The following is a 26,287-nucleotide window of genomic DNA, read 5'->3' on the forward strand; positions in this document are numbered from 1 at the left end:
AGCGCAATCGCGCGCGAACCCCGTATCCCGTTCGTGCGCCCCGCGCGCGCGGCGGCGTTACTCTGCCGCCGCCATCGACTGCGCCGGCGCGCGGCGCTTCGCGGTGAACTCGTCGATGCGTTCCTCGATCACCGGGCGGAAGTTGCGGATCAGACCCTGGATCGGCCAGGCCGCCGCATCGCCGAGCGCGCAGATCGTGTGCCCTTCCACCTGCTTGGTGACGTCGAAGAGCATGTCGATCTCTTCCTTGGAGGCGTTGCCCGCGACCATCCGCTCCATCACGCGCCACATCCAGCCCGTGCCTTCCCGGCACGGCGTGCACTGGCCGCAGCTCTCGTGCTTGTAGAAATAGGACAGTCGCGCGATCGCCTTGATGATGTCGGTGGAGCGATCCATCACGATCACCGCCGCCGTGCCGAGGCCCGACTTCTGCTCCTTGAGACTGTCGAAATCCATCGGGCAGTCGATGATGTTCTCCGCCGTCACGCAGGGCACCGACGAGCCGCCCGGGATCACCGCCAGCAGATTGTCCCAGCCGCCGCGAATGCCGCCGCAATGTTTGTCGATCAGCTCGCGGAAGGGAATGCCCATTTCCTCTTCCACGGTGCAGGGCTTGTTGACGTGCCCCGACACGCAGAAAAGCTTGGTGCCCGTGTTGCCCGGCTTGCCAAGGCTTGCGAACCACGTGCCGCCGCGGCGCAGGATGGTCGGCGCGACCGCGATGGACTCCACGTTGTTGACCGTCGTCGGACAGCCGTAGAGGCCGACGTTCGCCGGGAACGGCGGCTTCAGGCGCGGCTGGCCCTTCTTGCCCTCGAGGCTCTCCAGCAGCGCGGTTTCCTCGCCGCAGATGTAGGCACCCGCGCCGTGATGGACGTAGATGTCGAAGTCGTAGCCGTTCTTGTTGTTCTTGCCGATCAGACCGGCCTCATAGGCCTGGTCGATGGCCGCCTGCAGCCGCTCGCGCTCGCGGATGAACTCGCCGCGCACGTAGATGTAGGCCGCGATCGCCCCCATCGCATAGCCGGCGACGAGGCAACCCTCGACCAGCGTGTGCGGGTCGTGGCGCAGGATCTCGCGGTCCTTGCAGGTGCCGGGTTCCGATTCGTCGGCATTGACGACGAGATAGGCCGGACGCCCGTCCGTTTCCTTGGGCATGAAGGACCACTTGAGACCGGTGGGGAAGCCCGCGCCGCCGCGCCCGCGCAGGCCCGACGTCTTCACTTCCTCGATGATCCAGTCGCGCCCCTTGTCCAGAAGCGCTTTCGTGTTGTCCCAGTGCCCGCGCTGACGCGCGCCATCCAGGCCCCAGTCATGAAGGCCGTAGATGTTGGTGAAGATGCGGTCCTGGTCCTTGAGCATCCTGTCCGCCTTTCCTCAAGCCTTGCTCGACGGCACGTCGCCGTCGGCAACGCGCTGCGAGAACTCCGTCTCGCCGCCTTCGGCAAGAATCCTGGCCTGCTCGATCCAGCCGTCCCGCTCGATCCGCCCCTTGAACTTGAGGCGGGCATCGACCCAGGCCACTTCTTCCGGTCCCCACGCGGCGACCTGGTCGAAGTGGTAGATGCCGAGATCGTTCAGCACGCCCTCGAGCTTCGGCCCGACGCCCTTGAGCTGCTTCAGGTCGTCCGGCTTGCCGCCGCGCGGGCCCTTCAGCAGGTCCGGCTCGCTTTCCGGAGCGCCCTCGCCCTCCAGATCGAGACTGGACTGCACGGAGCCGGGCGCGCCCGCCGCCGCCGCTTCCACCGCCTCGGGCTTCACGTCCTTGGCCTTCTCGACCGGCTTCGGCGCGGCCTTGGCGGTCGTCTGCGGCGCCGGAACGCCGTCGAAATCCTGCCCGCCGGCGTTGATCGCCTCGCCCGCGAATACATGGGACGCGGCTTCCGCCCCGTCCACCACATGCGGCACGGGATCGCCACCGGTCGTCGTGTCCGCGATCTCCGTCAGCGAGGTCGCGCCGCCCTCGGGCATGGCGAAGCGCCGGTCGGTCTGCGGTCCGGGCGTGACCTCGCGCCCCGCGGCGATGTCGTCCAGAAGCGCCTCGAGACTTTCCGGCGTCAGATCCTCGTAGGTGTCCTTGAAGATCTGCACCATCGGCGCGTTGACGCAGGCGCCGAGACACTCGACCTCTTCCCAGGAGAAGTCGCCGTCTTCGGACAGCTCATGCGCATGGGCGGCGATCTTCGCCTTGCAGACCCTGACGAGGTCTTCCGCCCCGCGCAGCTGGCACGGCGTGGTGCCGCACACCTGCACATGCGCCTTCTTGCCCAGCGGGGCGAGCTGGAACATCGTGTAGAAGGTCGCGACCTCCAGCACGCGGATGTGCGGCATGGAGAGCATGTCGGCCACGTGACGGATCGCCGGCTCCGGCAACCAGCCCTCGTGCTGTTCCTGCGCCCGCCACAAAAGCGGGATCACGGCGGAGGCCTGACGGCCTTCGGGATAGCGCGCGATGACCTTTTCCGCCCAGGCCCGGTTGGCCGGGGTGAACGCGAAGCTCTCGGGCTGCTCAGGGTGCAGGCGACGTACGGCCATTACCGGTCCACCTCTCCGAACACGATATCAAGGGAGCCGAGGATCGCCGACACGTCGGCCAGCATGTGTCCCTGGCACAGGAAATCCATCGCCTGCAAATGCGCGAAACCGGGCGCTTTGATCTTGCAGCGATAGGGCTTGTTGGTGCCGTCGGAGACGAGATAGACGCCGAATTCGCCCTTGGGCGCCTCGACGGCGGCATAAACCTCGCCTTCCGGCACGCGGTAACCTTCGGTGTAGAGCTTGAAGTGATGGATCAGCGCTTCCATCGACTTCTTCATCTCGCCGCGCTTGGGCGGCACCACCTTGCCGTCCATCGACGACACCGGTCCCTTTTCCACCGTCAGCTTTTCCAGGCACTGTTTCATCAGCCGTACCGACTGGCGCATCTCCTCCATGCGGATGAGATAGCGGTCGTAGCAGTCACCGTTCTTGCCGACGGGAATGTCGAACTCCAGCTCGTCGTAGCACTCGTAGGGCTGCGACTTGCGCAGATCCCAGGCCGCGCCCGACCCGCGCACCATGACGCCGGAGAAGCCGCGCGCCCAGGCATCGTCGAGCGACACCGTCGCGATATCGACATTGCGCTGCTTGAAGATGCGGTTGTCGGTGAGCAGACCCTCGATGTCGTCGATGGTCTGCAGGAACGGATCGCAGAAGTCCCAAATGTCGTCGAGCAGCTTGTTCGGCAGGTCCTGATGCACGCCGCCGGGGCGCACATAGGCCGCGTGCATGCGCGCGCCGCAGGCCCGCTCGTAGAAGACCATCAGCTCCTCGCGCGGCTCGAAACCCCACAGCGGCGGGGTCAGCGCGCCGACGTCGAGCGCCTGCGTCGTCACATTGAGCAGATGCGACAGGATGCGGCCGATCTCGGAGTAGAGAACGCGGATCAGCTGACCGCGCTTGGGCACCTCGATCTCCAGCAACCGCTCCACGGCCAGCGCGAAGGCGTGCTCCTGATTCATCGGCGCGACGTAATCGAGCCGGTCGAAATACGGCACCGCCTGAAGATAGGTCTTGTGCTCGATCAGCTTCTCGGTGCCGCGATGCAGCAGCCCGATATGCGGATCGACACGCGTCACCACCTCGCCGTCCAGTTCCAGCACGAGGCGCAACACGCCGTGCGCCGCCGGATGCTGCGGGCCGAAGTTGATGTTGAAGTTGCGGACCTGAGCCTCAGCCATGTTGAGGATCCTGGTTGGACGCGAAGAGAGCGAAAACCTCTGCGCCGGTCAGTTTCTGGGTCGGATTTGCAAACGCGTAAGCGTCCGGCTTTTCGTCGATGAAGATCTCGGTCGTGAACTCGAAGCCGGAGGGATCATCCAGCGCCGACGCCGCGACGTTCGTATGAGACCCGTCGCGCATGCGCCACATCAGCGACGTGCCGCACGACGTGCAGAACACCCGCTCGCCGTACTCGGACGACGCATAGGTGCCGAGCGAGGCCTGATCCACGAAGTCGATCTCGCTGCACTCGAACCCCATGAAGACACCGCCGCTCCAGCGCCGGCACATCGAACAATGGCACACAGCCATCTCGGGGCTCATGGGAACCGCCGAAAACCGGAGGGCTCCGCACAGACACCCACCTGGAAGCTTCGTGTCAGCCATCCCAGCCCCCTCAGCTCGCCTTCTCGTCGCCGGGAAGGATGTACTCGGCCCCCTCCCACGGAGACATGAAGTCGAAGTCGCGGAATTCCTGATTGAGCCGCACGGGCTCATAGACGACGCGCTTCTTCTCGTCGTCGTAGCGCACCTCGACATAGCCGGTGAGCGGAAAGTCCTTGCGCAGCGGATAGCCGTCGAAGCCGTAGTCGGTCAGGATGCGGCGGAAATCCGGGTGACCGGAGAACAGCACGCCGTACATGTCGTAGACTTCGCGCTCGAACCACTCCGCGCCCGGAAACTCCTCCACGATGGAGGGCACCGGCGTCTCGTCGTCGGCCTGCAGCTTGACGCGAATGCGCAGGTTCTGCTTCGGCGAGAGGAAGTGATAGACCACGTCGAAGCGACGGTCGCGGGACGGATAGTCGACACCGCAGATGTCGGTGAGATTGACGAACTGGCAGCTTGAGTCGTCGCGCAGGAACCGCACCACCGACAGGATGTCCGAGGCACGCACCTCAAGCGTCAGCTCGCCGAAGGCGATGGTGACGCGGTCGAGCGCATCGCCGAGCGCCGCCTGAATGTGTTCGCCGAGTTCAGCGAGCGTTTCATCCATTGCCGTGATCCGTTTCCCGCAATTTGCTCATGTGCCGCCGGTTCCGTCGCGCCCCGGCGCTCGCCGGTCAGCCGCGCCTCAACGCTCGATTGTCCCCGTGCGCCGGATTTTCTTCTGCAGAAGCAGCACGCCGTAAAGCAGCGCCTCCGCGGTCGGCGGGCAGCCCGGCACATAGATGTCCACCGGCACCACGCGATCGCATCCGCGCACGACCGAATAGGAATAGTGATAATAACCGCCGCCGTTCGCGCAGGAGCCCATCGAGATCACGTAGCGCGGCTCCGGCATCTGGTCGTAGACCTTGCGCAGGGCCGGCGCCATCTTGTTGGTCAGCGTGCCGGCGACGATCATCACGTCCGACTGGCGCGGAGAGGCGCGCGGCGCGAAGCCGAAGCGCTCGGCGTCGTAGCGCGGCATCGACATCTGCATCATCTCGACGGCGCAACACGCCAGGCCGAAGGTCATCCACATCAGCGAGCCGGTGCGGGCCCACTGGATGAGATTGTCCGTCGCCGTGACGACGAAGCCCTTGTCGGCGAGCTCGTCATTCACCTGCAGGAAGAACGGATCGTCCGACCCCACCGGCTGGCCGGTCCTCGGGTCGAGAACGCCCTTGGGAGTCTGCGCGACGAGCGGTGTATCCGAGGTCAATCCCATTCCAGCGCTCCCTTCTTCCATTCGTAGATGAAGCCGATGGTGAGCACGCCTAGGAACGTCATCATCGACCAGAAGCCGAACCAGCCGAGATCGCCGAAGGATACCGCCCAGGGAAACAGGAACGCCACCTCCAGATCGAAGATGATGAACAGCAGCGCCACCAGATAGAAGCGGATGTCGAACTTCATGCGCGCGTCGTCGAACGCGTTGAAGCCGCATTCATAGGCGGACAGCTTTTCCGAGTCGGGGTTCTTGTAGGCGAGCAGGAAGGGCGAAACGAGAAGGGCGAGACCGATCGCCAGCGCCACCCCGATGAACACGAGGATCGGAACGTAGTCTCTGAGCAGGTCTTCCATGGTCCAACATGTCCTTGCGCCCGGCTCCGGCATCACGGCAGACATCCGTCGACGTCGCACTGCAGCAGAGCCCTGCGGCAGGTGGGCGGCGGGTCATGGCCCGGCCACGCAGCCCCTGCCTGTGTGCGCACGCTTAGCCCACGCACCCCGGCAACGCAAGCCCAACAAGGGTGTAATCGAACAGGGATTTTCGCAGGTGCGAAACCTCGGGATACACCCGTATCGGCGGCGACGCGACGGCACGCGGCCCCGCTTGCGGACCGGCGAGACGGACGCCGTCCGCCGGGACCGTTGCAGGATCGCGCGACGTCCGACCGTCCCGACCCGCCCTGCCCCGGCTGCGCCGGCACACCGGCCGTGACACGCCCTTGCGGCCTCCGGCTCGAAAATGCGCGAATTCCGGGTCCGTGCAAAACCGATGCGGCAACTTGCGCCCGCCTCTCCCCGTGGCCCGGAAGCCCAGAAGCCCCGAGAACGACAGCCCCGAGCACGGCGAGTCGTTTGTGCCGGCACACAGCCCCTCCGCCGCGAAGACGAAGGCGTACGACCGAAGCATGACTTGCGTCAGGCGGGGATGTGTCGCGCTGGAGAGCCGAGGCAAGGAGAAGAAAACACGGATCCCGGCGAACCCCGGGACGGACGAAGCGGCGAGTGGCGCGAGTGACGGGGCTCGAACCCGCGACCTCCGGCGTGACAGGCCGGCACTCTAACCAACTGAGCTACACCCGCTCGCTCGCTTCGTGAGACGCCGGCGGTCCGGCGCTCAAGACTTCCCGATAGAGGCAAGTGGCGCGAGTGACGGGGCTCGAACCCGCGACCTCCGGCGTGACAGGCCGGCACTCTAACCAACTGAGCTACACCCGCTTGGCCTCTGGCGGTGCGTGACCGCCGGGAGTGGCGGTGATGTACGTTGCGCCGCGCGACAAGTCAAGCGCCCCGCGCCTGCGTTTGTGACGTTTGTGCAAACTCGGGCAAGCCTCAATTGTGGATAACGCAAAAGCGAACGGGCGCGCCCGGGACCGGGCACGCCCGCAGAAGATTCCCGAACCGCCGATTGGACCTAGAGGCGCGCCAGGTAGCGCATCGGGTCGACCGGCTTGTTGCCGCGACGCAGCTCGAAATGCAGCTGCGGCTGGGTGACCGACCCGGTCGACCCCGCCTTGGCGATCACCTGGCCACGCTGCACCGCATCGCCGCGCTTGACCAGCAATTCGCTGTTGTGCGCATAGGCCGAGACCCATCCGTCGGCGTGGCGCACCAGCACCAGATTGCCGTAGCCCTTCAGCTCGTTGCCCGAATAGATGACGGTGCCGTCCTCCGCCGACTTGATGTCCGCGCCCTCGGGCAGTGCCAGATTGATGCCCTCGTTGCGCGTGCCGCCCGGCTTCGTTCCGAACTCGGAGATGATTCGCCCGCGCGCCGGCCAGCGGAACCGCCGCTCGCCCACATCCTCCCCGGCATCCGTGCGCGCGACCGCGATCGGCTCGGCCGGCGGCTCCTCGCGGCTCTCGATGCGCGGCGCGTCCGGAGCTTGCCTGGGCACGGCCGCCGTGCGCGGAGTGCTGGAATTCTGGGCGGGGGTCGACGCGGACTGCGTGAACGACACGGGCTTCGCCTTGGGCAGACCGGCATCGAGCGCACCGCCGGAGACCGGCGCGGTGGGCGCGGCGGCGGGTGCGGCAGACGCAACCCGGAAGGCGGCCGGCTTGGCCGGCGGACGCGGCGCGACGGCCGTCCCGAGGCCGGAGATGGCGGCGGTCGGGATCGACCCGGTGGTCGTCGGCGCGGGGCCCGCGGACGGAAGCCGCATGGGCGCCCCCGACGGCCGCGCGGCCGAGGCCACATTCGGCGCATTATGCACATAGGTGGGGATGACGATCCGCTGGCCGTCCCGAAGCCCGGCATCCGGCGACAGGCCGTTGACCTCGCCCAGCACGAATTTCGGAACCCCGTAGCGCCGCGCGAGCGAGTCGATGCTGTCGCCGCTGCGCGCACTCACCTGGGTGGCCCCTGCGGTCGTCCAGCCGCGCACCGTGCGCGGCTCGACGCCGCGCGGCGCGGCATCGCGCATGATCGTTTCCGCCTCGCCGCGCGCGGTGCGAACGGACTGAGCCGGCGCCGGTCGCGGCGCGGACGCCACGGCCGCCGGGGGACGCGGCGCGGCCATCGGGACCGGAACGCTCGCCGACGCCCGCGGCGGCGTCGCCGGACGCGTCGGGATCGATCCGGTCGTGACCGGCGCCCGCGTGACGGTCGGCGGCGGCAGGGTCGCGGAGGCAACGGGAGCGGTTTGCGCCGGGCCGGCCATGATCTGCTCGAATTCCGGCTGCGAGACCGGCTGTCCGTTCAGGATGGCGCGCTGGTTCCCGGTGTTTCCGGTGAAGATCGGATCTTCGAACCGTTCGACACCACCGCTGCACGCGCCCAGAAGCGCGCTCACCAACACCACCATCGCGGTTTGCGTCAGCGGGCGGGCGTGCAAATTGTGAAGCGAATTGGGCATGGCGCTACTCGGACTCAAACACCGGATGTCGTTGTCCGCAATTAAACGCCGGTAACGTTGACAAAGCTTTAAGCATGTCAGACGGAATTTGCGTCAGCGAGCCGAAGATACCCGCCACCCGCCCTGCCCGCGCCCAATTCGCACCCAGTTCGCAGCCAATTCGCAAGGTGCGCGCCCCGTCACAGGCGGTCGGCGACCCCCTCCACCAGCGGCACGAAGCGCACCGGCGTCAGCACGCGCTCCTGGAGCACCCCGCCGGTCTTTTCCACCACCACCAGATCCTGAACGCTGCCCTTCGGCCCGCGCGGCATGATCAGGCGTCCCCCGTCGGCAAGCTGCGCCAGCAACGCCGGGGGGATCTCGGGGGCCGCGGCCGTCACCACGATGCGATCGAAGGGCGCCTGGTCGGGCAGGCCCTCCATTCCGTCGCCGTGATGCACCTCGACGGTGGTGATCTTCAGCGTCCTCAGCCGCGTGCGGGCGAGGTCCGCCAGCGTGCGATAGCGCTCGATCGTGTGCACCTCGCCGGCCAGCAGCCCCAGGATCGCCGCCTGATAGCCGGACCCGGTGCCGATTTCCAAGACGCGATGGGTGTCGCGCAGGTCGAGCGCGGCCGTTATCATCGCGACGAGCGAGGGCTGGGAGATCGTCTGACCGCATTCGATGGGAAGGGCGGTGTCCTCGGCCGCATGGCGCTGCAGCGGCGCGGAGAGGAACAGCGCGCGCGGGACCCGCTCCAGCGCCGACAGGACGCGCTGGTCGCCGATCCCCTGCCGGCGGAGCTTCAGGATAAGCGCCGCCGCGGCTTCCCGGTCCGCCGATGTGACGGCCGGAAGCCCGCCCGTGGGATCGGAGGCTCCGCCGCCGGTACTGTCAGTGTCGCCCGCACTCATCGCTTGCACTCACGGTCGGCGCCCGATGCACGGTCTCAGCCGAGCGCATCCTTGAGTTCGCCCAACAGATCGTGCGCCGTCAAGTCGAGCTTCAGCGGCGTGACCGAGACATGCGCATCGCTCAGCGCCGCGAGATCGGTGTCCGCCGGCGGCGTTTCCCGCCCGCCGCGAAAGGCCAGCCAGTAATAGGGCACGCCGCGCCCGTCGGTGCGCGCATCCACCGCCAGTTCGCTGACCTTGCGCTTGCCCTGGCGCGTGATGCGCACGCCCCTGACCTCTTCCGCCGTGCAGGCGGGAAAGTTCAGGTTCAGCAACACATCGGCGGGAAAGGAGAACGACAGCAGCTTCTCGATCAGCTTCGGCGCATAGGCCCGCGTCGCCGCGTAGTCGACCTTGGCGCCGTGGCCCCAGCTGTAGGCCTGCGACAGGGCCATGGAGCGGATGCCCATCAAGGTCCCTTCCATGGCGCCCGCAACCGTGCCCGAATAGGTCACGTCGTCGGCCGCGTTCTGACCCCGGTTGATGCCCGACAGCACCAGATCCGGCCGGCCGGGCAGAACCTCCCGCACGCCCATGATGACGCAGTCGGTCGGCGTGCCGCGCACGGAAAACCGGCGCTCATCGAGTTGGCGGACCCGCAGCGGATCGTGCAGCGTCAGCGAATGCGCCACGCCGCTCTGGTCGGTCTCCGGCGCGACGACCCAGACGTCGTCGCTCAGCTCGCGCGCCACCTCTTCCAGCACGGCAAGCCCGTCCGCCTGGATGCCGTCGTCATTGGTGATGAGAATGCGCATCAGCGAGCCCCGAGCGTTTCGATCCCGCCCATGTAGGGGCGCAGCGCCTCGGGCACGGTCACGGTTCCATTGCCGTTCTGGTAGTTTTCCAGAACGGCGATCAGCGCCCGCCCGACCGCGATGCCGGAGCCGTTGAGCGTGTGGACGAAGCGCAGGCCCTTCTCGCCCTCCGGACGATACCGGGCGTTCATCCGCCGCGCCTGGAAGTCGCCGCACACCGAACAGCTCGAGATCTCGCGATAGGCATTCTGACCGGGCAGCCAGACCTCGATGTCATGGGTCTTGCGCGCGCCGAAGCCCATGTCGCCGGCCGACAGCACCATCACCCGATAGGCGAGCCCGAGCCGCTTCAGGACCTCCTCGGCGCACGCCGTCATGCGCTCCAGCTCGTCGAGCGAGGCTTCCGGCGTCGTCACCGACACCATCTCGCACTTCCAGAACTGATGCTGGCGCAACATGCCGCGCACGTCGCGCCCCGCCGAGCCGGCCTCGGAGCGGAAGCACGGCGTGAGCGCGGTCACGCGCATCGGCAGCGCCGCCTCGTCGAGGATCTCCTCGGCCACCATGTTGGTGAGGGGCACTTCCGCCGTGGGGATCAGCCAGCGCCCGTCCGTGGTCTTGAACTGATCCTCGGCGAACTTCGGAAGCTGCGCGGTGCCATAGAGCGCCTCGTCGCGCACCAGCAGCGGCGGCGACACTTCCATATAGCCGTGCTCGCGCGTCTGCAGGTCGATCATGAACTGGCCGAGGGCCCGCTCCAGCCGGGCGATCTCGCCCTTCAACAGGACAAAGCGCGCGCCCGACATCCGCGCGGCCCGCTCGAAATCGAGCCCCGGTGCGATGCCGGCGATCTCGAAATGCTCCTTCGCCTCGAAGGCGAAGGCGGGCGGCGTGCCGACACGCCGGATCTCGACATTGGCGCTCTCGTCCGCGCCGTCCGGCACGTCGTCATGGGGAAGATTCGGCAGGCGGCTGAGCGCATCGGTGAGGCGCGCCGACACTTCACGCTCCTGCTCCTCGCCTGCCTGCAGCGAGGCCTTGAGCTTGGCGACCTCGTCGATCAGCGCCTGCGCGGCCGCCTCGTCGCCGGACGCCTTGGCCTTGCCGATTTCCTTGGAGGCGGCGTTGCGCCGCTCCTGGGCCTGCTGCAGCGACGACACACAGGCCCGGCGCTCGTCGTCGAGGGCAATCAGCCCGGCCGCCTGCGGCTCCAGGCCACGACGCGCCATGCCGGCGTCGAAGGCCGCGGCATTGTCGCGGATCCACTTGATATCGAACATGCACCAACCCCGGGAATGTCTGCCGGCGTCAGGCTTGCGCGGAGAAAACCGACGGTGCCGCGCTGCTCAGGCGTCCGCCTCGGCGGCTTCCCGTTCGGCCCGCTTCTTTTCCACCAGCCTGACGCAGATGATGGACACTTCGTAGAGAAGCAGTGTTGGCAGCGCAAGGCCGATCTGGCTGATCGGATCGGGCGGCGTCAGGATGGCCGCCATCACGAAGCCGATGACGATCGCATACTTGCGTTTCGCCTTCAGCCCCTCCGCCGACACCATGCCGACGCGCCCGAGCAGCGTCAGCAGGACGGGCAACTGAAACACCAGCCCGAAGGCGAAGATCAGCGTCATGATGAGGCCGAGGTATTCGCTCACCCGCGCGACGAGCTCGATCTTCGCCTGGCCGTCGGCCCCGTCCTGTTCCATCGACAGGAAGAAGCCCATGGCCAGCGGCATCACGAGGAAGAACACGAGGCTCGCGCCGATCAGGAACAGGATCGGCGTCGCCACCAGGAACGGCAGGAAGGCACCGCGCTCGTGCTTGTAGAGCCCCGGCGCCACGAACATGTAGAGCTGCGAGGCGATCACCGGAAAGGCGATGAACAGCGCGCCGAAGAAGGCGAGCTTGAGCTGCGTGAAGAACAGCTCCTGCGGCGCGGTGTAGATCATCTCGACCTGATGGCCGGCCGCGCGCTCGTAAGGGATCACGAGGATGTTGTAGATGTCCTGCGCGAAGTAGAAGCACACGACGAAGGCGATCAGGATCGCGATCACCGTCTTCAGGAGGCGCTGGCGCAGTTCGATGAGGTGTTCGATCAGCGGCGCCTTGGAGGCCTCGATATCGTCGTGGGTCATGCCGTGCCGTCGCCCGCTGCCTTGCGCGCCGTGTCACCGGCCTCCCGCGCCCCGGTCTCCCGCGAAATTGTGCCGGAGGCCGCGGCCTTGTCGTCCCCGGCGCCACTGCCACCCGCGCCCGTCTCGCCGGCCGAGGACAGCGCCGGCGCCTCGATCTCGTCCTTCGCCGAATCGTCCTGCGGCGTCGTTTCGGACGCGGCCGGTTTCGGCGCCGGCGCGGCCTTCGTCGAGGTCCCCGACGACGGTTTCTTCTTTCCCGAGGCGTCGTCCTCGATGGACTTCTTGATGTCGCCGAGCGGATCGAAGTTCGCGGCCTTTTCGACCTGCGCCTTCATGTCGGCGATGTCGGCCTGCTTTTCCGCCTCGCGCAGGGCGTCGTTGAAGGTCGACTGGAACTCGCCCGCCATCCGCCGCACCTTGCCGACGGTCTGGCCGAAGGTGCGCAGCATGCGCGGCAGGTCCTTCGGTCCGACGACAAGGATCATGACGACGGCGACAACGATGAGTTCCGTCCAGCCGATATCGAACATCTGCGTCCGTTTTCCGCGAATTGGAGATCGGATAAGCGCACGCGCGGGCAGCGTCGGCGCGGTCGAAAGAGACCGCCCACGCGGGCGCGGCGCGCCGCCGGGGTCAGCCGGCCTTCGTCTTGTCCTCGGACTTCTCCATGGAGACGGTGTCGTCCGCCTTGTGGTCGATCGTCTTCGCGCTGTCGGCCGGCGTTTCGTCGTCTTCGTTGAGCCCCTTCTTGAAGCTCTTGATTCCCTTGGCGACGTCTCCCATCAGCTCGGAGATCTTACCGCGGCCAAACAGCAGAACGACGATCACCGCAATGATCAGGATCTGCCAAATACTGATACCCATACGCCAACTCCCTGCTCATTCCGGCGCCCGCGCCCCGGTCCGCGACTATTGCAACAAAGCGCAAGCAATCGCAACCAACCGTTTTCGCCCCTCGACGGGCGCCGGCAACTCAATCCGTCTTATCGGCCCGCTACGTCAGTCCGCGTCGTCGCGGCGCTCGAAGGCAAGCACGTCGCGCTCGTCCAGCCGCACGCCGACGTCCATCCCCACGGCGAAGCGCCCGCCGTCGCGGATACGGGCCTGCAAGGGTATATCGAGCCCGTCGACGTCGATGTCCACCAGATCGACCTCGCCGATGAAGCGGCGACGCATCACACGGCCCGCCCGCCCCTCGCCCGGCTCGCCGAGAACGATCCCCTGCGGCCGCACGCAGACGTCGACCTCCGTGCCCGGGCGAATGCCCGGCGCGGGATGCCGGCCGAACAGCGTTTCCACCTCGCCGTCGCGGGCCACGGCCGCGAGTTCATGCAGCTCGGAGAAGAATCGCGCGACGAAGAGACTGTGCGGATGATTGTAGAGTTCGTCGGCGGTGCCGAGCTGCACCAGCCGCCCCTTGCGCATCAGGGCGATCCGGTCGCCCATGCGCATCGCCTCTTCCGGATCGTGGGTCACCAGCATGCAGGTGGCCCGCGTCTCGCGCAGCACCGACAGGGTTTCCTCGCGCACCGTGTCGCGCAGCCGCCGGTCGAGACCGGAGAAGGGTTCGTCCATCAGGAGCACGCCGGGGCGCGGCGCGATGGCGCGCGCCAGCGCCACCCGCTGCTGCTCGCCGCCCGACAGGGCGTGCGGATAATCGTCGGCGTGGTCCGCCAGTCCGACCCGCCCAAGCGCGGCCAGTGCCGTGGCGCGCGCATCCGCCCGCGCCATGTTGGTCAGCCCGAAGGCGACATTGTCGACGATGGTCAGATGCGGAAACAGGGCGTAGTCCTGAAACATCAGCCCGACGCCGCGCCGCTCCGGCGGCATGAAGACCGCCGGCCCGGCCACCTCGCGTTCGTTGATCAGGACCCGGCCCGCACTCTGGCGTTCGACGCCCGCCGCGACCCGCAGCAAGGTGGTCTTGCCACAGCCCGAATGGCCGAGCAGGCACATGACCTCGCCCGGCTCGACGCTCAGCGACACGCCGCGTACGGCCTCCAGCCCGTCGTAATCGTGGCTCACCGCCTCGAACGACAGGCGCGCGGCGATGGTCGCCCCGGCCGTGCCGCGCACGCCCCAGCGGGTGCGCGGTCGCGATTCGGTGGAAATGTCAGCGGTCGCGGTCATCGCTCGGATCGTCGCCTTGCCTCATCAGGTCCAAAAGTTCGCCCTCGTCGATCGGGTCTTCCTCATCCCGCAAGTCTTGCGAATCGTCGGGAACGGGCACGTGGAACCCGGCCGGCACCGCACTGTCGAGCAGCCCCGTCCCCTTCAGTTCCTCCAGCCCCGGAAGATCGGAGACGGAGGCGAGCATGAAATGCTCCAGGAACGCCTCCGTCGTGCCGTAGGTGACCGGTCGGCCGGGCGTGCGACGACGCCCGCGCATCCGGATCCATCCCGTCTCGAGCAGCACGTCGAGCGTGCCCTTCGACGTGGACACGCCGCGGATCTCCTCGATCTCGGCGCGCGTCACCGGCTGGTGGTACGCGATGATCGCCAGCGTTTCCAGTGCCGCGCGCGACAGGCGCCGCTCCTCCACCTGTTCGCGGCTCAGCAGATATGCCAGATCCTCGGCGGTGCGAAAGCCCCATTTGCCGTCGATCTCGACGACATTCACGCCCCGTGTCGCATAAGCGCGCCGCAAATCCTCGACCAGGCCCGGGATGTCGTCCTCGCCGGGCAGCCGCGCGGCGATTTCCTGCGCGCTCAGCAACTCGCGGGAGGCGAACAGCAGCGCCTCGAGCTTGCGCAGCGCGCCGCGCCGGTCGGCCGAGACATGCGCCTCCGCCACATTCGCGAGGCCGGACGCTCCGCTGTCCGTGCCGTCGCTGTCGTTCACCGTGTCGCTCACGCGTCCCCGCTTTGCGGACCTTCGCCCGCCTCGTGCCCGCCGGCTTCCTGACCGGCATCCTCGCCCGTCTCCGCATCCGGGGCCCGGCGACGCAGATAGAGCGGTGCGAAGGGGCCCGACTGGCGCAATTCCAGCGTGCCCTCGCGCACCATCTCCAGACTTGCGGAAAAGCTGCTCGCCAGAACCGTCGCGGCCTGATCCCGATCGTCCATGTAGCGCAACAGATAGGCGTCCAGCGGCGCCCAGTCCAGATCCCGGCCGATCAGGCGGGCCAGCAGATCGCGCGCTTCCTGGAGCGACCAGACCGTGCGCCGGCGCACATGCACCGAAGTCACGGAGGTGCGCTGGCGCTGCGCCGCATAGGCGATCAGCAGGTCGTAGAGCGTGGCGTGATACCGGCTGGTCCGCGTGACACCCAGAACCTCGGGGCGGCCGCGCGCGAAGATGTCGCGCCCGAGCCTCGGCCGGTCCATCAATCTGGCCGCCGCGTCGCGCATGGCCTCCAGCCGCCGCAGGCGAAAGGCGAGCGCGGCCGCCATTTCCTCGCCCGAAAGCTCCGCCTCGTCCTTCTGCTCGGGGATCAGCAGCCGCGACTTGAGGTAGGCGAGCCAGGCGGCCATCACCAGATAGTCCGCCGCGAGTTCGAGGCGCAGCCGGCGCGCCTCCGCCACGAAGGCGAGATATTGCTCGACCAGCGCCAGAATGGAGATCTTGGTCAGATCGACCTTCTGCTTGCGCGAGAGCGTCAGAAGCAGATCGAGCGGCCCCTCGAATCCGTCGACATCGACCACGAGCGCGGGATCGCTCAGCGCGCGGTCGCTGTCCGGCGCCTCTCCCGCAGCCTCTTGCGCCTTGTCGAAAAAGCTATCCTGCACCGCGCCCCTCGCCTTCCGCCGATCCGCGACGCCGCATCGCCCGTCTTTGTCGCGCCCGTCGCCGTCGCGCCCGCCGCAGGTTCGCCCGCCACTTGAGCGGTCTTCCCTGACAGAACCGAAGATGTCAGCCGGCGGTGTCGCCCGTGAGCGCCACCTTCGAGATCAGGGCGTCAAACTCCGCCCGCATCGCCGCGAGATCGCCGGGCACCGGCTGCCCCCGCGCCGCCAGCGCCGCCTGCGCGCGGGCCTGCGGACCGCCGGCGAGCTCGGGCGAGGCCTCCGCCACCGCCCGCATCTCGGCGAAATCGCCGTTGCAATGCAGCGCCAGATCGCAGCCGGCGGCGAAGAGCGCCCGCACCCGCGCGCCCATCTCGCCGCCGAGCGCCTTCATCGACACGTCGTCGCTCATCAGGCAGCCAGTGTAGCCGATTTCGCCGCGAATGACGCGCTCGATCACCGTGGCGGAGTGTGTCGCGCAGGCGCGCGGATCGAGCGCCGCATAGACGACATGCGCCGTCATGGCGAGTGGCAGATCGCGCAAGGCGCGAAACGGAGCGAAATCGATCTCGCGCAGGATCTCCGGCGCGGCCTCTACCACCGGGAGTTCCAGATGGCTGTCGACCAGCGCGCGCCCATGGCCCGGGATGTGCTTGAGAACGGGCAGCACGCCAGCGGCTGCCAGCCCCTCGGTCAGCGCCCGTCCGATGGCAACGATGGTGTCCACGTCCGCGCCATAGGCGCGATCACCGATCACGTCGCTGCTGCCGGGCGCGGGCACGTCGACGATGGGCAGGCAATCGACGGTGATCCCGAGCGCGGCCAGATCGGCGCCGATCAACCGCCCGCCGAGCCAGGCGGCACGGGCGCCCGCTTGCGGATCGTGGGCATGCAGACGGCCATACACGGAGCCGGGCGGATAATCGGGGACGAGAGGAGGACGCAACCGGCGGACCCGGCCGCCCTCCTGATCGATCAGGACCGGCGCGTCCGCGTGCCCCACGCACTCGCGGAAGCTCGCCACGAGATCGCGGATCTGCGCGCCGCTCTCGCAGTTGCGCGAAAACAGAATCAGCCCCCAGGGCCGCATCTCGGCAAAGAAGGCGCGTTCGTCCGGGGACAGCTCGGTCCCCGCGCAGCCTGTGATGAACGCCCTTGTCATGATCCGGAGTTGCCTCGCTTGCCGGTCGCGCCCGAAAGTTCGCGGCCCGGCCTTGTCAGTTCTGACGCACGAAGCAATCGCCGCCGGCGGCCTTCAGGCGCTCGCACAGATCGTTCGCCTCGCCCCGCGACCCGGCCGGAATACGGACCCGGTAGAAGGTGCCGCGATCGCCCAGATCGGCGCGCTGGATGACCGGCGTCACGCCGCCCAGAACGCCGGAAAAGCGCGACTGGAGATTGGCGAAGGCGGCCTGCGCCTGGGATTCGCTGCGCTGGGAGGACACCTGCACGACATAGGTTCCGGAGGGAATCGTCCCCGTGCGCGGCGCGCTCGGCGCGGCAGCGGGCTGCCCGGCCTGGGCCGTCAGATCGAGCGGCGCCGTCCCGGCGCGCGGCGCGGCGGCCGCCGGCCGGTCGATGGTCGGCGGCGGGCTCGCGGCCTCGGCGATCGCCGCGATGTTCTCAGGCTTGGTGCGCGGCACGTTGCCCGGTGCATCGCCCGCCGGCGTCGGCGCGTCCGCGACCGGTTGCGGTGCGGGCTGTGCGGCCGTCGGCACGCGGGCCGGGTCGGTCTCCGCGCCCGCGTCGGGCGTGATCGGCGTCGTGCGCACCGTGCGCGGCCCCTCGGGCGTTGCAGACGGTGCGGATGACGCGGGAGCGGCGGGCTGGGTCGGCGCGGACTGGGACGGGCTTGCCACCGGCTCGTCGCCGGCGATGATCGTGCCGTCCGGGCGCACGACCACCGTGCGCACCCGGCGCGGACCGCCGGGCGCGGCACTGCCGTCGGCACCCGTTCCCGCCCCGTTGACCGGAGCCGGCGGAAGGGAGGCGACCGGCGTGTCGTCGGGCAGCACCAGGCGCTCCTCGCGCTCGGTCTCCACGCCGCCGACGCGGTCGTAGATCAGCTTGCTCTGACCGCTGTCGGAGCGCGCCTCGCCGTCCGGAAATTCCTTCATCGGCGCGGTTTCGGCCGTGATGACGGGCGGCGGACCGATCGGCGCGTCGCCACCGAAGTCGAGCAGCGCAAAGGCGCCGCCGCCGATCACGACGACCCCGAGCACGGCAGCGGCCGCGTAAAGCCCCTTGCGCGACTTCTCCTCGGGAGCGGCGGCGATCTCCTCCTCGGAGTGCGGCGGCAGCACCCCATGCCCGCCGAGCTTCGGATCGCCCTCGCGCATCGCCTGGGCCACCGCATCGAGATCATAGCCACCCGGCGGGGGCGGCGCTTCCTGCGGATCCTCGTAGCGGGGATCGTCGTAGCGGGGATCCTCATGGAGCGCCTCGTCGAAGCGCGGATCCTCGAACTGCCGCGCGTCATGGCGCGCGTCGACGGCAGCATAGGCCGGCGCGGCCCGGTCGTGGCGCGCAGCCGGCGCGTTTTCCTCCGGCGCCATCAGCAGATCGTCGAAACCGCCGTCGTCCTCGGCCGGACGCAGATCCCAGTCGTCGGCGGGCGCGGCAACCGGCTCCGGCGCGCGCGGCGCGTTCAGCGCCTGAAGCAGTTCATCCTCGAGCGACGCGGTCAGATCGTCCGTGAGCCCCCGGCGGCCAGGGGCCGCCACGCTCGCGGCATCGTCCGCGAAGGACGGCTCGACCGGCGCGTGCTCGCCCACCTGCGGACCGCGTGCCGGCTCCTGCCAGACACCCGCCAGGCTCGCCTCCAGCGCGCCGGGCGCCAGCGGGTCGTCGTCCCCATGCACGTCATCGGCAGGCGCGTCGCCGGCGGGCGCATCATAGCCCCACTCCCCTGAGGCCGGATCCTCGACGGCGGGCTGGTAGGCCTCGGCAGGCCCCGCCCCCGGGGCGGACCACGCATCGCCGGACCAGTTTTCACCGTACTCGGGCTGTGCATAACCGGATGCGCCATCATCGCCGTAAGCGTCACCGCCCCGCGCGTCGGCGTAGGGATCAGCGGCCTGCGGGTCGGCCGCATGCGGTTCCAGGGCGTCGAACTCGGAGGCATAGGCGTCGCGCGCATACGGATCCTGCGGCGCCGCGACGGGGCTTTGCACATCCCAGTCGGAACCCGGCTGCGACGTGTCGTGAAAATCGGGACCGCGAACCTCGTATCCGCCGGCCTCACCCGCGCCGGCGGGCACCGCGCGCGATCCGGCGGCATGAGCGTCGGACGCGTAGGGATCAACCGAATAAGGATCGGCGGCATAGGGATCGGCCACGGAATAATCCGGCTGCGCCTCGGCCGGCCTCTCCGCCGGCTGCGGCGGCTCGAACTGCGGCTCCGCGCGCGCCACCGGGCGAAACTGATCGTTCCCCTCGCTGACGATGCGGGCCAGTTCGACCAGCGGATCTTCCTCGACGCCGCCGTGACCATTTCCGAGGGACCGCTCCGCGTCACGATCGCTCGGGTCGCTCTGCGGATGGTTCGAACGATTGGTCATGATGTACTGAACTTTCCCGCTTCATCGGCGGCAGCACATCGCCTGCCGCCGCATTACCCCTCCGCCTTCACCGCATCTCTTCCGGCGCCGCCACGCCCAACAGGCAGAGACCCGAGGCAAGAACCGAAGAGACCGCATGTACGAGACCTAGGCGGGCCAATGTTAGTTGTCGATCTTCAGGGTTAATAAAACGTAATTGCGGCAAATCCTTGCCTCTGTTCCAGTGCGAATGCAGGGCACTGGCAAGGTCGTGCAGGTAGAACGCGACCCTGTGCGGCTCGTGTGCTTCCGCGGCGCTTTCCACAAGCCGCGGCCAGGCGGCGAGGCGCGCGGCGATGTCGCGCTCCCCCTCGTCGCTCAGCAGCGAGAAATCGCTTGTCGCAAGGGCGGCCGGCGCGGTGTCGATATCCGGCATCTCCTCGCGCGCCTGCCGCAGCACCGAGCGGCAGCGGGCATGGCCGTACTGAACGTAGAAGACGGGGTTGTCCTTCGACTGCTCGGTGACCTTCTGGAAGTCGAAATCGAGCGGCGCGTCATTCTTGCGGAAGAGCATCATGAAGCGCACCGGGTCGCGGCCAACCTCCTCCACAACGTCGCGCAGCGTGACGAAATCGCCCGCCCGCTTCGACATGCGCACCGGCTCGCCGGCGCGGAAGAGCTTCACCAGCTGGCACAGCCGCACCACGACGCGCGCGTCGCCGTCAGAGATCGCCCGGCCGACCGCCTCGAGCCGCTTCACGTAGCCGCCGTGGTCGGCGCCCAGGATGAAGATCATCTCCCGGAAGCCGCGCTCGTACTTGGAGAGCATATAGGCGACGTCGGCGGCGAAATACGTGTAGCTGCCGTCGGACTTCTTCAGCGGCCGGTCGATGTCGTCGCCATATTCGGTCGCGCGGAAAAGCGTCTGCTCGCGGTCTTCCCAGTCCTCCGGCACCTGCCCCTTGGGCGGCGGCAGCGTACCCTCGTAGACGAGATCGCGCGCCCGCAGGACATCGAGCATCTTGTCGATCTCCGAGCCGTTGGAGTCGTCGCGGGCGTGCAGCGTGCGCTCGGAGAAGAACAGGTCGTGGTGGACGTTGAGCAGCGCCAGATCGGCGCGGATCAGATCCATCATCGCGGCGACGGTGAACTCCTTGACGAGGGCGAGGCTGTCCGCCTCGTCCATGTCCAGCAGCGCGCGGCCGTGCGCCTCGGCCAGCGCCCGGCCGACCGGCACCAGATAGTCGCCCGGATAGAGCCCGTCGGGGATCGCGCCGATTTCCTCGCCCAGCGCCTCGCGGTAGCGCAGGAAGGCGGAGCGCGCGAGCACGTCGATCTGCGCGCCCGCGTCGTTGATGTAATATTCCTTCGTCACGTCGTAGCCGGCGAAGGCGAGAAGCTGCGCCAGCGCATCGCCCACCACCGCGCCCCGGCAATGGCCGACATGCATCGGTCCGGTCGGATTGGCGGAAACATATTCGACGTTGACCTTCAGCCCGCCGCCCATGGTGGAGCGACCGAAATCGCCCCCCGCGCCCAGCACCGCGCGCAGCACCTGCGTCCACACCTCGCCCGACAGGCGGAAGTTCAGGAAGCCCGGCCCCGCGACCTCCGCCGTCTCGATGCCGTCGCGCCCCTTGAGCTCGCCCGCCAGCGCCTCGGCGATGTCGCGCGGCTTCGCCTTCAGCGGCTTGGCCAGCACCATGGCGGCATTGGTCGCCAGATCGCCATGCGCGCTGTCGCGCGGCGGCTCCACCACGCAGCGGGCCAGCATCTCGGGCGTCAGATCCGCCTCCGGATGCAGCCGCTGGACGGCGGAACGGACGAGGTCGGCATAATGGGTGAAGATGTTCATCGCTGCTCTCTCAGGCGGGCCCACGGGCTCCGGCACGAACGCTCCGGCACGGTCGTCGCGGGGCATGACACCCGAAACGGCGGCCTGACACGTCGGCGTGCGGACAAACGGGACGATTGGCGCGCGACCTACCCCAATTCCGGGGTGTGGTCAAACAGGCGCCGGTGCTCGTCGATGGCGAAACGGTCGGTCATTCCGGCGACGAAATCGCAGACCCGACGCGCCAGCCGTTCCGGCTCGTCCGGGCCCACGCCGCGCCGCCATTCCTCGGGCATGTCCTGCGGGCGCGCCACATAGGCGTCGAACAGCTCCCGCACCACCGCCGACACCTGGCGGCGGACCGCCAGCACCGCCTCGTTGCGGTAGAGATTGGCGAAGAGAAACGCCTTCACGCCCTTTTCCGCGCTGCGCATCCCCTCGGAAAAGGTAACGATCGGCCGGCCGGCCTGACGGATGTCCTCCACGCTCGACGGGGTCAGTTCGGCGATGCGGCGCACGGATTCGGCGATCACGTCCTCCACCATCCGCGTGATCGAGCGGCGGACGATCTCGTGGATGCGGCGCGGCGTCTCCAGATCCGGATATCGCGCATCCACCTCGGCCAGAATGTCGGCGAGGAAGGGCACGTCGCGGATCTGCTCGATGGTCAGGAGCCCGGCGCGCAACCCGTCGTCGAGATCGTGCGCGTCATAGGCGATGTCGTCGGCGATGGCCGCCGCCTGCGCCTCCGCGCTCGGCCAGGTGTCGAGCCGCAGGTCCTGGCGGCGGGCATGGGCGCGAATGGCGAAGGGCAGCTCGGAGCCCGCGAACTTGCCGAGCGGCGCCCCGGTGCCGTCGACCAGCGGACCGTTGTGCTTGACCAGCCCCTCCAGCGTTTCCCAGCTCAGGTTGAGGCCGTCGAACTCGGCATAGCGGAGCTCCAGACTGGTGACGATGCGCAGCGACTGCGCATTGTGGTCGAAGCCGCCGTAGGGCGCCATGCAGGCGTCCATCACGTCCTCGCCCTCATGTCCGAAGGGTGTGTGCCCCAGGTCGTGCGCGAGCGCGAGGCATTCGGCCAGATCCTCGTCGAGCCGCAGGGCGCGGGCGAGCGAGCGCGCGATCTGCGACACCTCGATCGTATGCGTCAGCCGAGTGCGGAAATGATCGCCCTCGTGATAGACGAAGACCTGCGTCTTGTGCTTCAGCCGGCGAAAGGCGGTGGAGTGGATGATGCGGTCGCGGTCGCGCTGATAGGGCGTGCGCGTCGGGCTCTCGGGCTCGCGGTGCAGCCGCCCGGCGCTCGCGCCGGGATCGGTGGCATAGGGCGCGCGCGGCTGAGCGCCATATCCAAGCGGTGCGATCATCTGCTCTCCCCGTTGTCCCGGTCCGCCGTCGCCCGCCCCCGCCGGATCCCGGGTGCGGCCCTTGCGGCACGCCCCGGCGCGGTTGACGCAGGCTCGCCGTGTTCATACCTATCTGGTAACGTCTTGCACAGGGATGACGCTGGCGGAACCGGTGTTTGCAATCGCCTCCGCCGAGCGGTCCCGTCGAGACACACGCAACTCCGGCCGCCGGCGCGCGGCCTCCCGCTGCGCACCGCGCACGGGGAGAGGACATGAGGTCACGACCATGACCATGGATAGCATGACCACCACGAGCACAAGCGGGGACCGCGTCGCGGAGCAAGCCACCGGCGTGTCCCTAAGCGATTCGGCCGTGCGCCGCATCGCCCGGATCCTGTCCGACGAGCCGGCCGGCACGATGCTGCGCGTCAGCGTCGAGGGCGGCGGCTGCTCGGGCTTCCAGTACAAATACGATCTGACGCAAAGCCGTGAGGACGACGATATCGTGCTCGCGCGCGATGGCGCGACCGTGCTGATCGACCCGGTCTCGCTGGAGTACATGGGCGGCTCCGTCATCGACTTCGTCGACGACATCATGGGCCAGTCCTTCCAGATCCGGAATCCGCTGGCCACCGCCGGCTGCGGCTGCGGCACCAGCTTCTCGATCTGACCTCCCCTCCCGCACGCCGGATGGACCGCTTGAAAATCGCGACCTGGAACATCAACGGCGTGAAGGCGCGCCACGACGTCCTTCTGGCCTGGCTCGAGGAAGCCGCGCCCGATATCGCCTGCCTTCAGGAAATCAAGTCGGTGGACGACGCCTTTCCGGGCACGGCGTTCGAAGAGCTCGGCTACCGCGTCGAGACCCACGGCCAGAAAGGGTTCAACGGCGTCGCCATCCTCAGCAAGGTGCCGCTGGACGACGTCTCGCGCGGCCTGCCCGGCGACGAGACCGACACCCAGGCCCGCTACATCGAAGCCACGCTCGCCCACGAGGGACGCCCGCTGCGCGTCGGCTGCCTCTATCTGCCGAACGGCAACCCCCTCGGCACCGAGAAGTTCGATTACAAGCTCGACTGGATGGCGCGGCTCGAACGCCACGCCCGGGCCTGCCTGGAGCGGGAAGAAGCGTTTCTTCTGCTCGGCGACTACAACGTCATCCCCGAGCCGCGCGACGCCCGCAATCCGCAGAACTGGACCGACGACGCCCTGTTCCAGCCCGAAAGCCGCAGTGCCTTTCGCGCGCTGACCAACCTCGGCCTGGCCGACGCCGTGCGACTGGCGAACCAGGACGAGGCCGTCTTCACCTTCTGGGACTATCAGGCCGGCGCCTGGCAGAAGAACAACGGCATCCGCATCGATCATGTTCTGATGTCGCCGGAGGCGACCGACCGGCTCGACGGCGTGGGCATCGACGCCCATGTGCGCGGCTGGGAGAAGCCCTCCGATCACGTGCCGGTCTGGGTGACGCTCGCCGCCTGACGCGCACGCGCGCACCGGGCGGGCGAACACGCCGCCATCCTTGCCGTGAAACCACCGCGATTCGTGCTAGGATGACGTATGGGCATCCGGCATTCGATCATACGACCGACCATCGGGACGACACGACGCGACGTGACTATGGTTGCGCTCTTTGCCCTTCTGGCCGGCCTTTCGATACCGTCGGGCGGATCACACGCCGCCGACGCCCCGGCCGCGTCCGGATCGACGGCCACCGTCACGGATACGGGCACGACCGCGACCGTCGCATCAAGCGCCTTGCCGAAGCCGAATGTGCCCTGCACCTGCCGTTTCCGTGGCGAGGATTACCAGATCGGCGAAATCGCCTGTCTCAAGGGACCGCAGGGCCCGCGCCTCGCGCGCTGCGACATGACCCTCAACAACACCAGCTGGATATTCCTGGACGTCGGCTGTCCCACGATGTGAGGCACCCGACCAGACTGGATCGCGCGGCCATGGCGGCCGGCGCCTGCGCGTGTGACCTCTTTCGACAGCCCGCTCGACACCCCTCTTTCGAGTGAGGGTCTCTTTCAATTGAAGGTCGCACCTGCCTGACGCAAGGGCGCGGTTGTCCGCTGTCAGACGCCCCACATCTCCGAAATTGCCATTTCGCCAGGTCGCCGGAAGGTTGCCCGGCCAGCGGACGCCGGCGAGCGGACGCCGGCCGGCGATCACCGATGGGCGTCGGCCACCACCGCCGTGTTGCGGTCCATCCAGCGGTCCGCGAGCGCGGTCGCGTTGCGGCGCACCGTCTCGTCGGCGAGGCCGAACCGGCGCTCGTGCAGCTCCGAGATCCAGCCCGCATCGGCGCCGCCGCTGCGCCGCTGCGCGATGGTCAGCCACATCAGCCCGGTGATCCGGTTGTCGGTGCCGTGGAAGTCGCCGTCGAACAGCAACGCCCCGAGCCGGGCCTGCGCGGGCACATGCCCCTTCTTCGCCGCGAGCTTCAGCCAGCGCGCCGCCATTCGCGGATCGCGGTCGCTCTCGTCGAGGAACAGGATCCCCAGCCGGTACTGCGCGTTGGCATCGCCGAAATAGGAGGCGGCATAGGTGAAGATCTCGCGCGCCCGGGCCACATTCGGCTGGATCGCGCTGTCGGTGATGCCGGTGAGATAATAGGAGCCCAGTTCCACGAAGGCGCTGGCCACGAAGGGCGCGCGCGGCGACGTCGGGCTGTCGTCGGCATAGGCGGTCGCGATCTGGCGGAAATACTCGAACGCCTTGATGTCGTCCTCCTGGACGCCATCGCCATGGGCGTACATCCGCCCGAGCTTCCACGCCGCGAGGGGGTGCCCCTTCTCCGCCGCGAAACGCAGGCTGTCGAGGGCGAGTTCCTTCTCGCCCGCGTAGTAAAACCGGGTTCCGGCCCGCAGGGCCTCGCCCGGGGAAAGATCGCTCGCATCGGGAAGCGCGCCCGACATTCGGGCCGCGGCATCCGCCGCGCTGTCCTGCGCCACCGCAGGTGCGGTTGCACAAAGGCCCAGCAGCAGCGCGCCGATACAGCGCGAAACAGTGATCCGCATCATCTAACGCCTCATGCGCCCCAACCCGACCGTGAGCCGGGTGCGCCCGCGAAGTCTTTTCGTCCGTCCGGCCCCGCCGGATCGCGGCGCATTGCCGCGCTTGCGAGGCCCTCGCAGGTTTTGCCAAGACGGTCGCCGTCGCCACGCCGACCGTCTGCCGATCCAGGCCCCCTCGCCACGGCATTACCGCTACAGCATTACGGTGGCCGCATTTTGTCGCGAAGCCGGCCACGAAATGGCCCTGCGACACGGCTCCTCGGAGAGGCGCCGCCGAGCGTCGGAGCGCCGCGGGCCGGGCCCGGAACCGAGCGCTATCATTCGCCTGCCAAACATGGCCGAAACGGGGCATATTCCCGTGACTGAGTCCAAATCGCCGCAGGTGTTGCACCCTCGCCACAATGGCGGACGGCAGCGCCCCACGGTGGGAAAACGGCGCCTTCGAGGGGAACGCGCCCGGGCGGCCCCGGACCTTCGGCGGGCCGATCTAGCCGGCCACCGCGATCACGACGGCATTGATCGCAAGCAGTGCCGCCGCGACCAGATCGAGCCGCCCTCCCGCGAAGCGGTTCCGCACTCCGATCTTCAATTTGCCGGTGGATTTCATCGGCTCCTCCTCCCTTCGTGCCGCCGCCGCGCGGCGCTTGTCTCGACATCGCAAAGATGATAGCGCCAACGCGTTGAAGAACGGTTTGCGCGACGTCGCATGGCGAAACGCTTTGCCGCAGCCCCCA

Annotated in this window: 25 protein-coding genes and 2 tRNA genes; 3 read left to right on the forward strand and 24 right to left on the reverse strand. The window is 68.3% G+C overall.

What is annotated here, in order from left to right:
- Positions 1-57 precede the first annotated feature (57 nt).
- The 23 genes from nuoF to ABL312_RS07815 form a co-directional block, all read right to left on the reverse strand.
- Complete coding sequence (gene nuoF, locus ABL312_RS07705) at positions 58-1,362, reverse strand: NADH-quinone oxidoreductase subunit NuoF (protein WP_349360803.1); 1,305 nt, start codon at positions 1,360-1,362, stop codon at positions 58-60.
- A gap of 15 nt (positions 1,363-1,377) precedes the next feature.
- A complete protein-coding gene (gene nuoE / locus ABL312_RS07710) occupies positions 1,378-2,535 on the reverse strand; it encodes an NADH-quinone oxidoreductase subunit NuoE (RefSeq protein ID WP_349360804.1) in 1,158 nt (385 codons plus the stop codon).
- On the reverse strand, positions 2,535-3,719 hold the full coding sequence (locus ABL312_RS07715; RefSeq protein WP_349360805.1) for an NADH-quinone oxidoreductase subunit D: 1,185 nt from the start codon (positions 3,717-3,719) through the stop codon (positions 2,535-2,537). The genes nuoE and ABL312_RS07715 overlap by 1 nt, the downstream gene beginning before the upstream one ends.
- Positions 3,712-4,083 (reverse strand): GFA family protein, encoded by a 372-nt coding sequence (locus ABL312_RS07720; protein ID WP_349360806.1) that lies wholly within the window; start codon positions 4,081-4,083, stop codon positions 3,712-3,714. The genes ABL312_RS07715 and ABL312_RS07720 overlap by 8 nt, the downstream gene beginning before the upstream one ends.
- A gap of 73 nt (positions 4,084-4,156) precedes the next feature.
- The gene (locus ABL312_RS07725; protein ID WP_349360807.1) at positions 4,157-4,756 is read right to left on the reverse strand and encodes an NADH-quinone oxidoreductase subunit C; all 600 of its coding nucleotides are present in this window, start codon (positions 4,754-4,756) and stop codon (positions 4,157-4,159) included.
- A 78-nt stretch (positions 4,757-4,834) separates the two neighbouring features.
- Positions 4,835-5,413, reverse strand: coding sequence for an NADH-quinone oxidoreductase subunit B family protein (locus ABL312_RS07730; RefSeq protein ID WP_349360808.1), 579 nt, complete (start codon positions 5,411-5,413; stop codon positions 4,835-4,837).
- A complete protein-coding gene (locus ABL312_RS07735; protein WP_349360809.1) occupies positions 5,404-5,769 on the reverse strand; it encodes an NADH-quinone oxidoreductase subunit A in 366 nt (121 codons plus the stop codon). The genes ABL312_RS07730 and ABL312_RS07735 overlap by 10 nt, the downstream gene beginning before the upstream one ends.
- A gap of 652 nt (positions 5,770-6,421) precedes the next feature.
- Positions 6,422-6,498, reverse strand: a tRNA-Asp gene (locus ABL312_RS07740).
- Between the two features lie 58 nt (positions 6,499-6,556).
- Positions 6,557-6,633, reverse strand: a tRNA-Asp gene (locus ABL312_RS07745).
- 196 nt (positions 6,634-6,829) lie between these two features.
- Positions 6,830-8,272: a M23 family metallopeptidase gene (locus ABL312_RS07750; protein ID WP_349360810.1), complete on the reverse strand. Its 1,443-nt coding sequence runs from the start codon at positions 8,270-8,272 to the stop codon at positions 6,830-6,832.
- A gap of 179 nt (positions 8,273-8,451) precedes the next feature.
- The gene (locus ABL312_RS07755; protein WP_349360811.1) at positions 8,452-9,165 is read right to left on the reverse strand and encodes a protein-L-isoaspartate(D-aspartate) O-methyltransferase; all 714 of its coding nucleotides are present in this window, start codon (positions 9,163-9,165) and stop codon (positions 8,452-8,454) included.
- 35 nt (positions 9,166-9,200) lie between these two features.
- Positions 9,201-9,959, reverse strand: coding sequence for a 5'/3'-nucleotidase SurE (surE, locus tag ABL312_RS07760; RefSeq protein WP_349360812.1), 759 nt, complete (start codon positions 9,957-9,959; stop codon positions 9,201-9,203).
- Entirely contained in the window at positions 9,959-11,239 is a 1,281-nt protein-coding gene (gene serS / locus ABL312_RS07765; protein ID WP_349360814.1) for a serine--tRNA ligase, read from the reverse strand. Before serS ends, surE begins: the two co-directional genes overlap by 1 nt.
- 66 nt (positions 11,240-11,305) lie before the next feature.
- Positions 11,306-12,088, reverse strand: coding sequence for a twin-arginine translocase subunit TatC (gene tatC, locus ABL312_RS07770; protein WP_349360815.1), 783 nt, complete (start codon positions 12,086-12,088; stop codon positions 11,306-11,308).
- On the reverse strand, positions 12,085-12,618 hold the full coding sequence (gene tatB, locus ABL312_RS07775) for a Sec-independent protein translocase protein TatB (protein WP_349360816.1): 534 nt from the start codon (positions 12,616-12,618) through the stop codon (positions 12,085-12,087). The genes tatC and tatB overlap by 4 nt, the downstream gene beginning before the upstream one ends.
- A gap of 103 nt (positions 12,619-12,721) precedes the next feature.
- Complete coding sequence (locus ABL312_RS07780; protein ID WP_349360818.1) at positions 12,722-12,952, reverse strand: twin-arginine translocase TatA/TatE family subunit; 231 nt, start codon at positions 12,950-12,952, stop codon at positions 12,722-12,724.
- 135 nt (positions 12,953-13,087) lie between these two features.
- The gene (locus tag ABL312_RS07785; protein WP_349360819.1) at positions 13,088-14,218 is read right to left on the reverse strand and encodes an ABC transporter ATP-binding protein; all 1,131 of its coding nucleotides are present in this window, start codon (positions 14,216-14,218) and stop codon (positions 13,088-13,090) included.
- Complete coding sequence (gene scpB / locus ABL312_RS07790) at positions 14,202-14,882, reverse strand: SMC-Scp complex subunit ScpB (RefSeq protein ID WP_349361365.1); 681 nt, start codon at positions 14,880-14,882, stop codon at positions 14,202-14,204. Before scpB ends, ABL312_RS07785 begins: the two co-directional genes overlap by 17 nt.
- 56 nt (positions 14,883-14,938) lie before the next feature.
- Entirely contained in the window at positions 14,939-15,817 is an 879-nt protein-coding gene (locus tag ABL312_RS07795; RefSeq protein WP_349360820.1) for a ScpA family protein, read from the reverse strand.
- 124 nt (positions 15,818-15,941) lie between these two features.
- Positions 15,942-16,979 (reverse strand): beta-N-acetylhexosaminidase, encoded by a 1,038-nt coding sequence (gene nagZ / locus ABL312_RS07800; RefSeq protein WP_349361366.1) that lies wholly within the window; start codon positions 16,977-16,979, stop codon positions 15,942-15,944.
- 52 nt (positions 16,980-17,031) lie between these two features.
- Positions 17,032-19,374, reverse strand: coding sequence for an SPOR domain-containing protein (locus tag ABL312_RS07805; protein WP_349360821.1), 2,343 nt, complete (start codon positions 19,372-19,374; stop codon positions 17,032-17,034).
- 67 nt (positions 19,375-19,441) lie between these two features.
- Entirely contained in the window at positions 19,442-21,208 is a 1,767-nt protein-coding gene (gene argS / locus ABL312_RS07810; RefSeq protein WP_349360822.1) for an arginine--tRNA ligase, read from the reverse strand.
- A gap of 128 nt (positions 21,209-21,336) precedes the next feature.
- A complete protein-coding gene (locus ABL312_RS07815; RefSeq protein WP_349360823.1) occupies positions 21,337-22,554 on the reverse strand; it encodes a deoxyguanosinetriphosphate triphosphohydrolase in 1,218 nt (405 codons plus the stop codon).
- 271 nt (positions 22,555-22,825) lie between these two features.
- On the opposite strand from ABL312_RS07815, the gene ABL312_RS07820 reads away from it, so the two are divergent.
- From ABL312_RS07820 to ABL312_RS07830, 3 genes are all read left to right on the forward strand, one after another.
- On the forward strand, positions 22,826-23,203 hold the full coding sequence (locus ABL312_RS07820; RefSeq protein ID WP_349361367.1) for an iron-sulfur cluster assembly accessory protein: 378 nt from the start codon (positions 22,826-22,828) through the stop codon (positions 23,201-23,203).
- Positions 23,204-23,232: 29 nt separating this feature from the next.
- Entirely contained in the window at positions 23,233-24,015 is a 783-nt protein-coding gene (gene xth, locus ABL312_RS07825; protein ID WP_349360824.1) for an exodeoxyribonuclease III, read from the forward strand.
- 78 nt (positions 24,016-24,093) lie between these two features.
- Positions 24,094-24,459 (forward strand): hypothetical protein, encoded by a 366-nt coding sequence (locus tag ABL312_RS07830; protein WP_349360825.1) that lies wholly within the window; start codon positions 24,094-24,096, stop codon positions 24,457-24,459.
- 245 nt (positions 24,460-24,704) lie between these two features.
- Here ABL312_RS07830 and ABL312_RS07835 read toward each other — a convergent pair whose 3' ends face one another.
- Entirely contained in the window at positions 24,705-25,559 is an 855-nt protein-coding gene (locus ABL312_RS07835) for a tetratricopeptide repeat protein (RefSeq protein ID WP_349360826.1), read from the reverse strand.
- Positions 25,560-26,287: the final 728 nt, after the last annotated feature.

Source organism: Stappia sp., assembly GCF_040110915.1.
Taxonomy (GTDB): Bacteria; Pseudomonadota; Alphaproteobacteria; order Rhizobiales; family Stappiaceae; genus Stappia.

Bases quoted from the DNA above. Each gene is read 5' to 3' on its own strand.
- ABL312_RS07720 (WP_349360806.1), bottom strand. From the start codon at position 4,083: ATGAGCCCCGAGATGGCTGTGTGCCATTGTTCGATGTGCCGGCGCTGG.
- ABL312_RS07735 (WP_349360809.1), bottom strand. From the start codon at position 5,769: ATGGAAGACCTGCTCAGAGACTACGTTCCGATCCTCGTGTTCATCGGG.
- ABL312_RS07785 (WP_349360819.1), bottom strand. From the start codon at position 14,218: ATGACCGCGACCGCTGACATTTCCACCGAATCGCGACCGCGCACCCGC.
- ABL312_RS07805 (WP_349360821.1), bottom strand. From the start codon at position 19,374: ATGACCAATCGTTCGAACCATCCGCAGAGCGACCCGAGCGATCGTGAC.
- argS (WP_349360822.1), bottom strand. From the start codon at position 21,208: ATGAACATCTTCACCCATTATGCCGACCTCGTCCGTTCCGCCGTCCAG.
- ABL312_RS07780 (WP_349360818.1), bottom strand. From the start codon at position 12,952: ATGGGTATCAGTATTTGGCAGATCCTGATCATTGCGGTGATCGTCGTT.
- ABL312_RS07725 (WP_349360807.1), bottom strand. From the start codon at position 4,756: ATGGATGAAACGCTCGCTGAACTCGGCGAACACATTCAGGCGGCGCTC.
- ABL312_RS07835 (WP_349360826.1), bottom strand. From the start codon at position 25,559: ATGATGCGGATCACTGTTTCGCGCTGTATCGGCGCGCTGCTGCTGGGC.
- nuoE (WP_349360804.1), bottom strand. From the start codon at position 2,535: ATGGCCGTACGTCGCCTGCACCCTGAGCAGCCCGAGAGCTTCGCGTTC.
- tatC (WP_349360815.1), bottom strand. From the start codon at position 12,088: ATGACCCACGACGATATCGAGGCCTCCAAGGCGCCGCTGATCGAACAC.
- surE (WP_349360812.1), bottom strand. From the start codon at position 9,959: ATGCGCATTCTCATCACCAATGACGACGGCATCCAGGCGGACGGGCTT.
- ABL312_RS07820 (WP_349361367.1), top strand. From the start codon at position 22,826: ATGGATAGCATGACCACCACGAGCACAAGCGGGGACCGCGTCGCGGAG.
- nuoF (WP_349360803.1), bottom strand. From the start codon at position 1,362: ATGCTCAAGGACCAGGACCGCATCTTCACCAACATCTACGGCCTTCAT.
- ABL312_RS07830 (WP_349360825.1), top strand. From the start codon at position 24,094: ATGGGCATCCGGCATTCGATCATACGACCGACCATCGGGACGACACGA.
- tatB (WP_349360816.1), bottom strand. From the start codon at position 12,618: ATGTTCGATATCGGCTGGACGGAACTCATCGTTGTCGCCGTCGTCATG.
- ABL312_RS07730 (WP_349360808.1), bottom strand. From the start codon at position 5,413: ATGGGATTGACCTCGGATACACCGCTCGTCGCGCAGACTCCCAAGGGC.
- ABL312_RS07755 (WP_349360811.1), bottom strand. From the start codon at position 9,165: ATGAGTGCGGGCGACACTGACAGTACCGGCGGCGGAGCCTCCGATCCC.
- ABL312_RS07750 (WP_349360810.1), bottom strand. From the start codon at position 8,272: ATGCCCAATTCGCTTCACAATTTGCACGCCCGCCCGCTGACGCAAACC.
- ABL312_RS07715 (WP_349360805.1), bottom strand. From the start codon at position 3,719: ATGGCTGAGGCTCAGGTCCGCAACTTCAACATCAACTTCGGCCCGCAG.
- serS (WP_349360814.1), bottom strand. From the start codon at position 11,239: ATGTTCGATATCAAGTGGATCCGCGACAATGCCGCGGCCTTCGACGCC.
- ABL312_RS07815 (WP_349360823.1), bottom strand. From the start codon at position 22,554: ATGATCGCACCGCTTGGATATGGCGCTCAGCCGCGCGCGCCCTATGCC.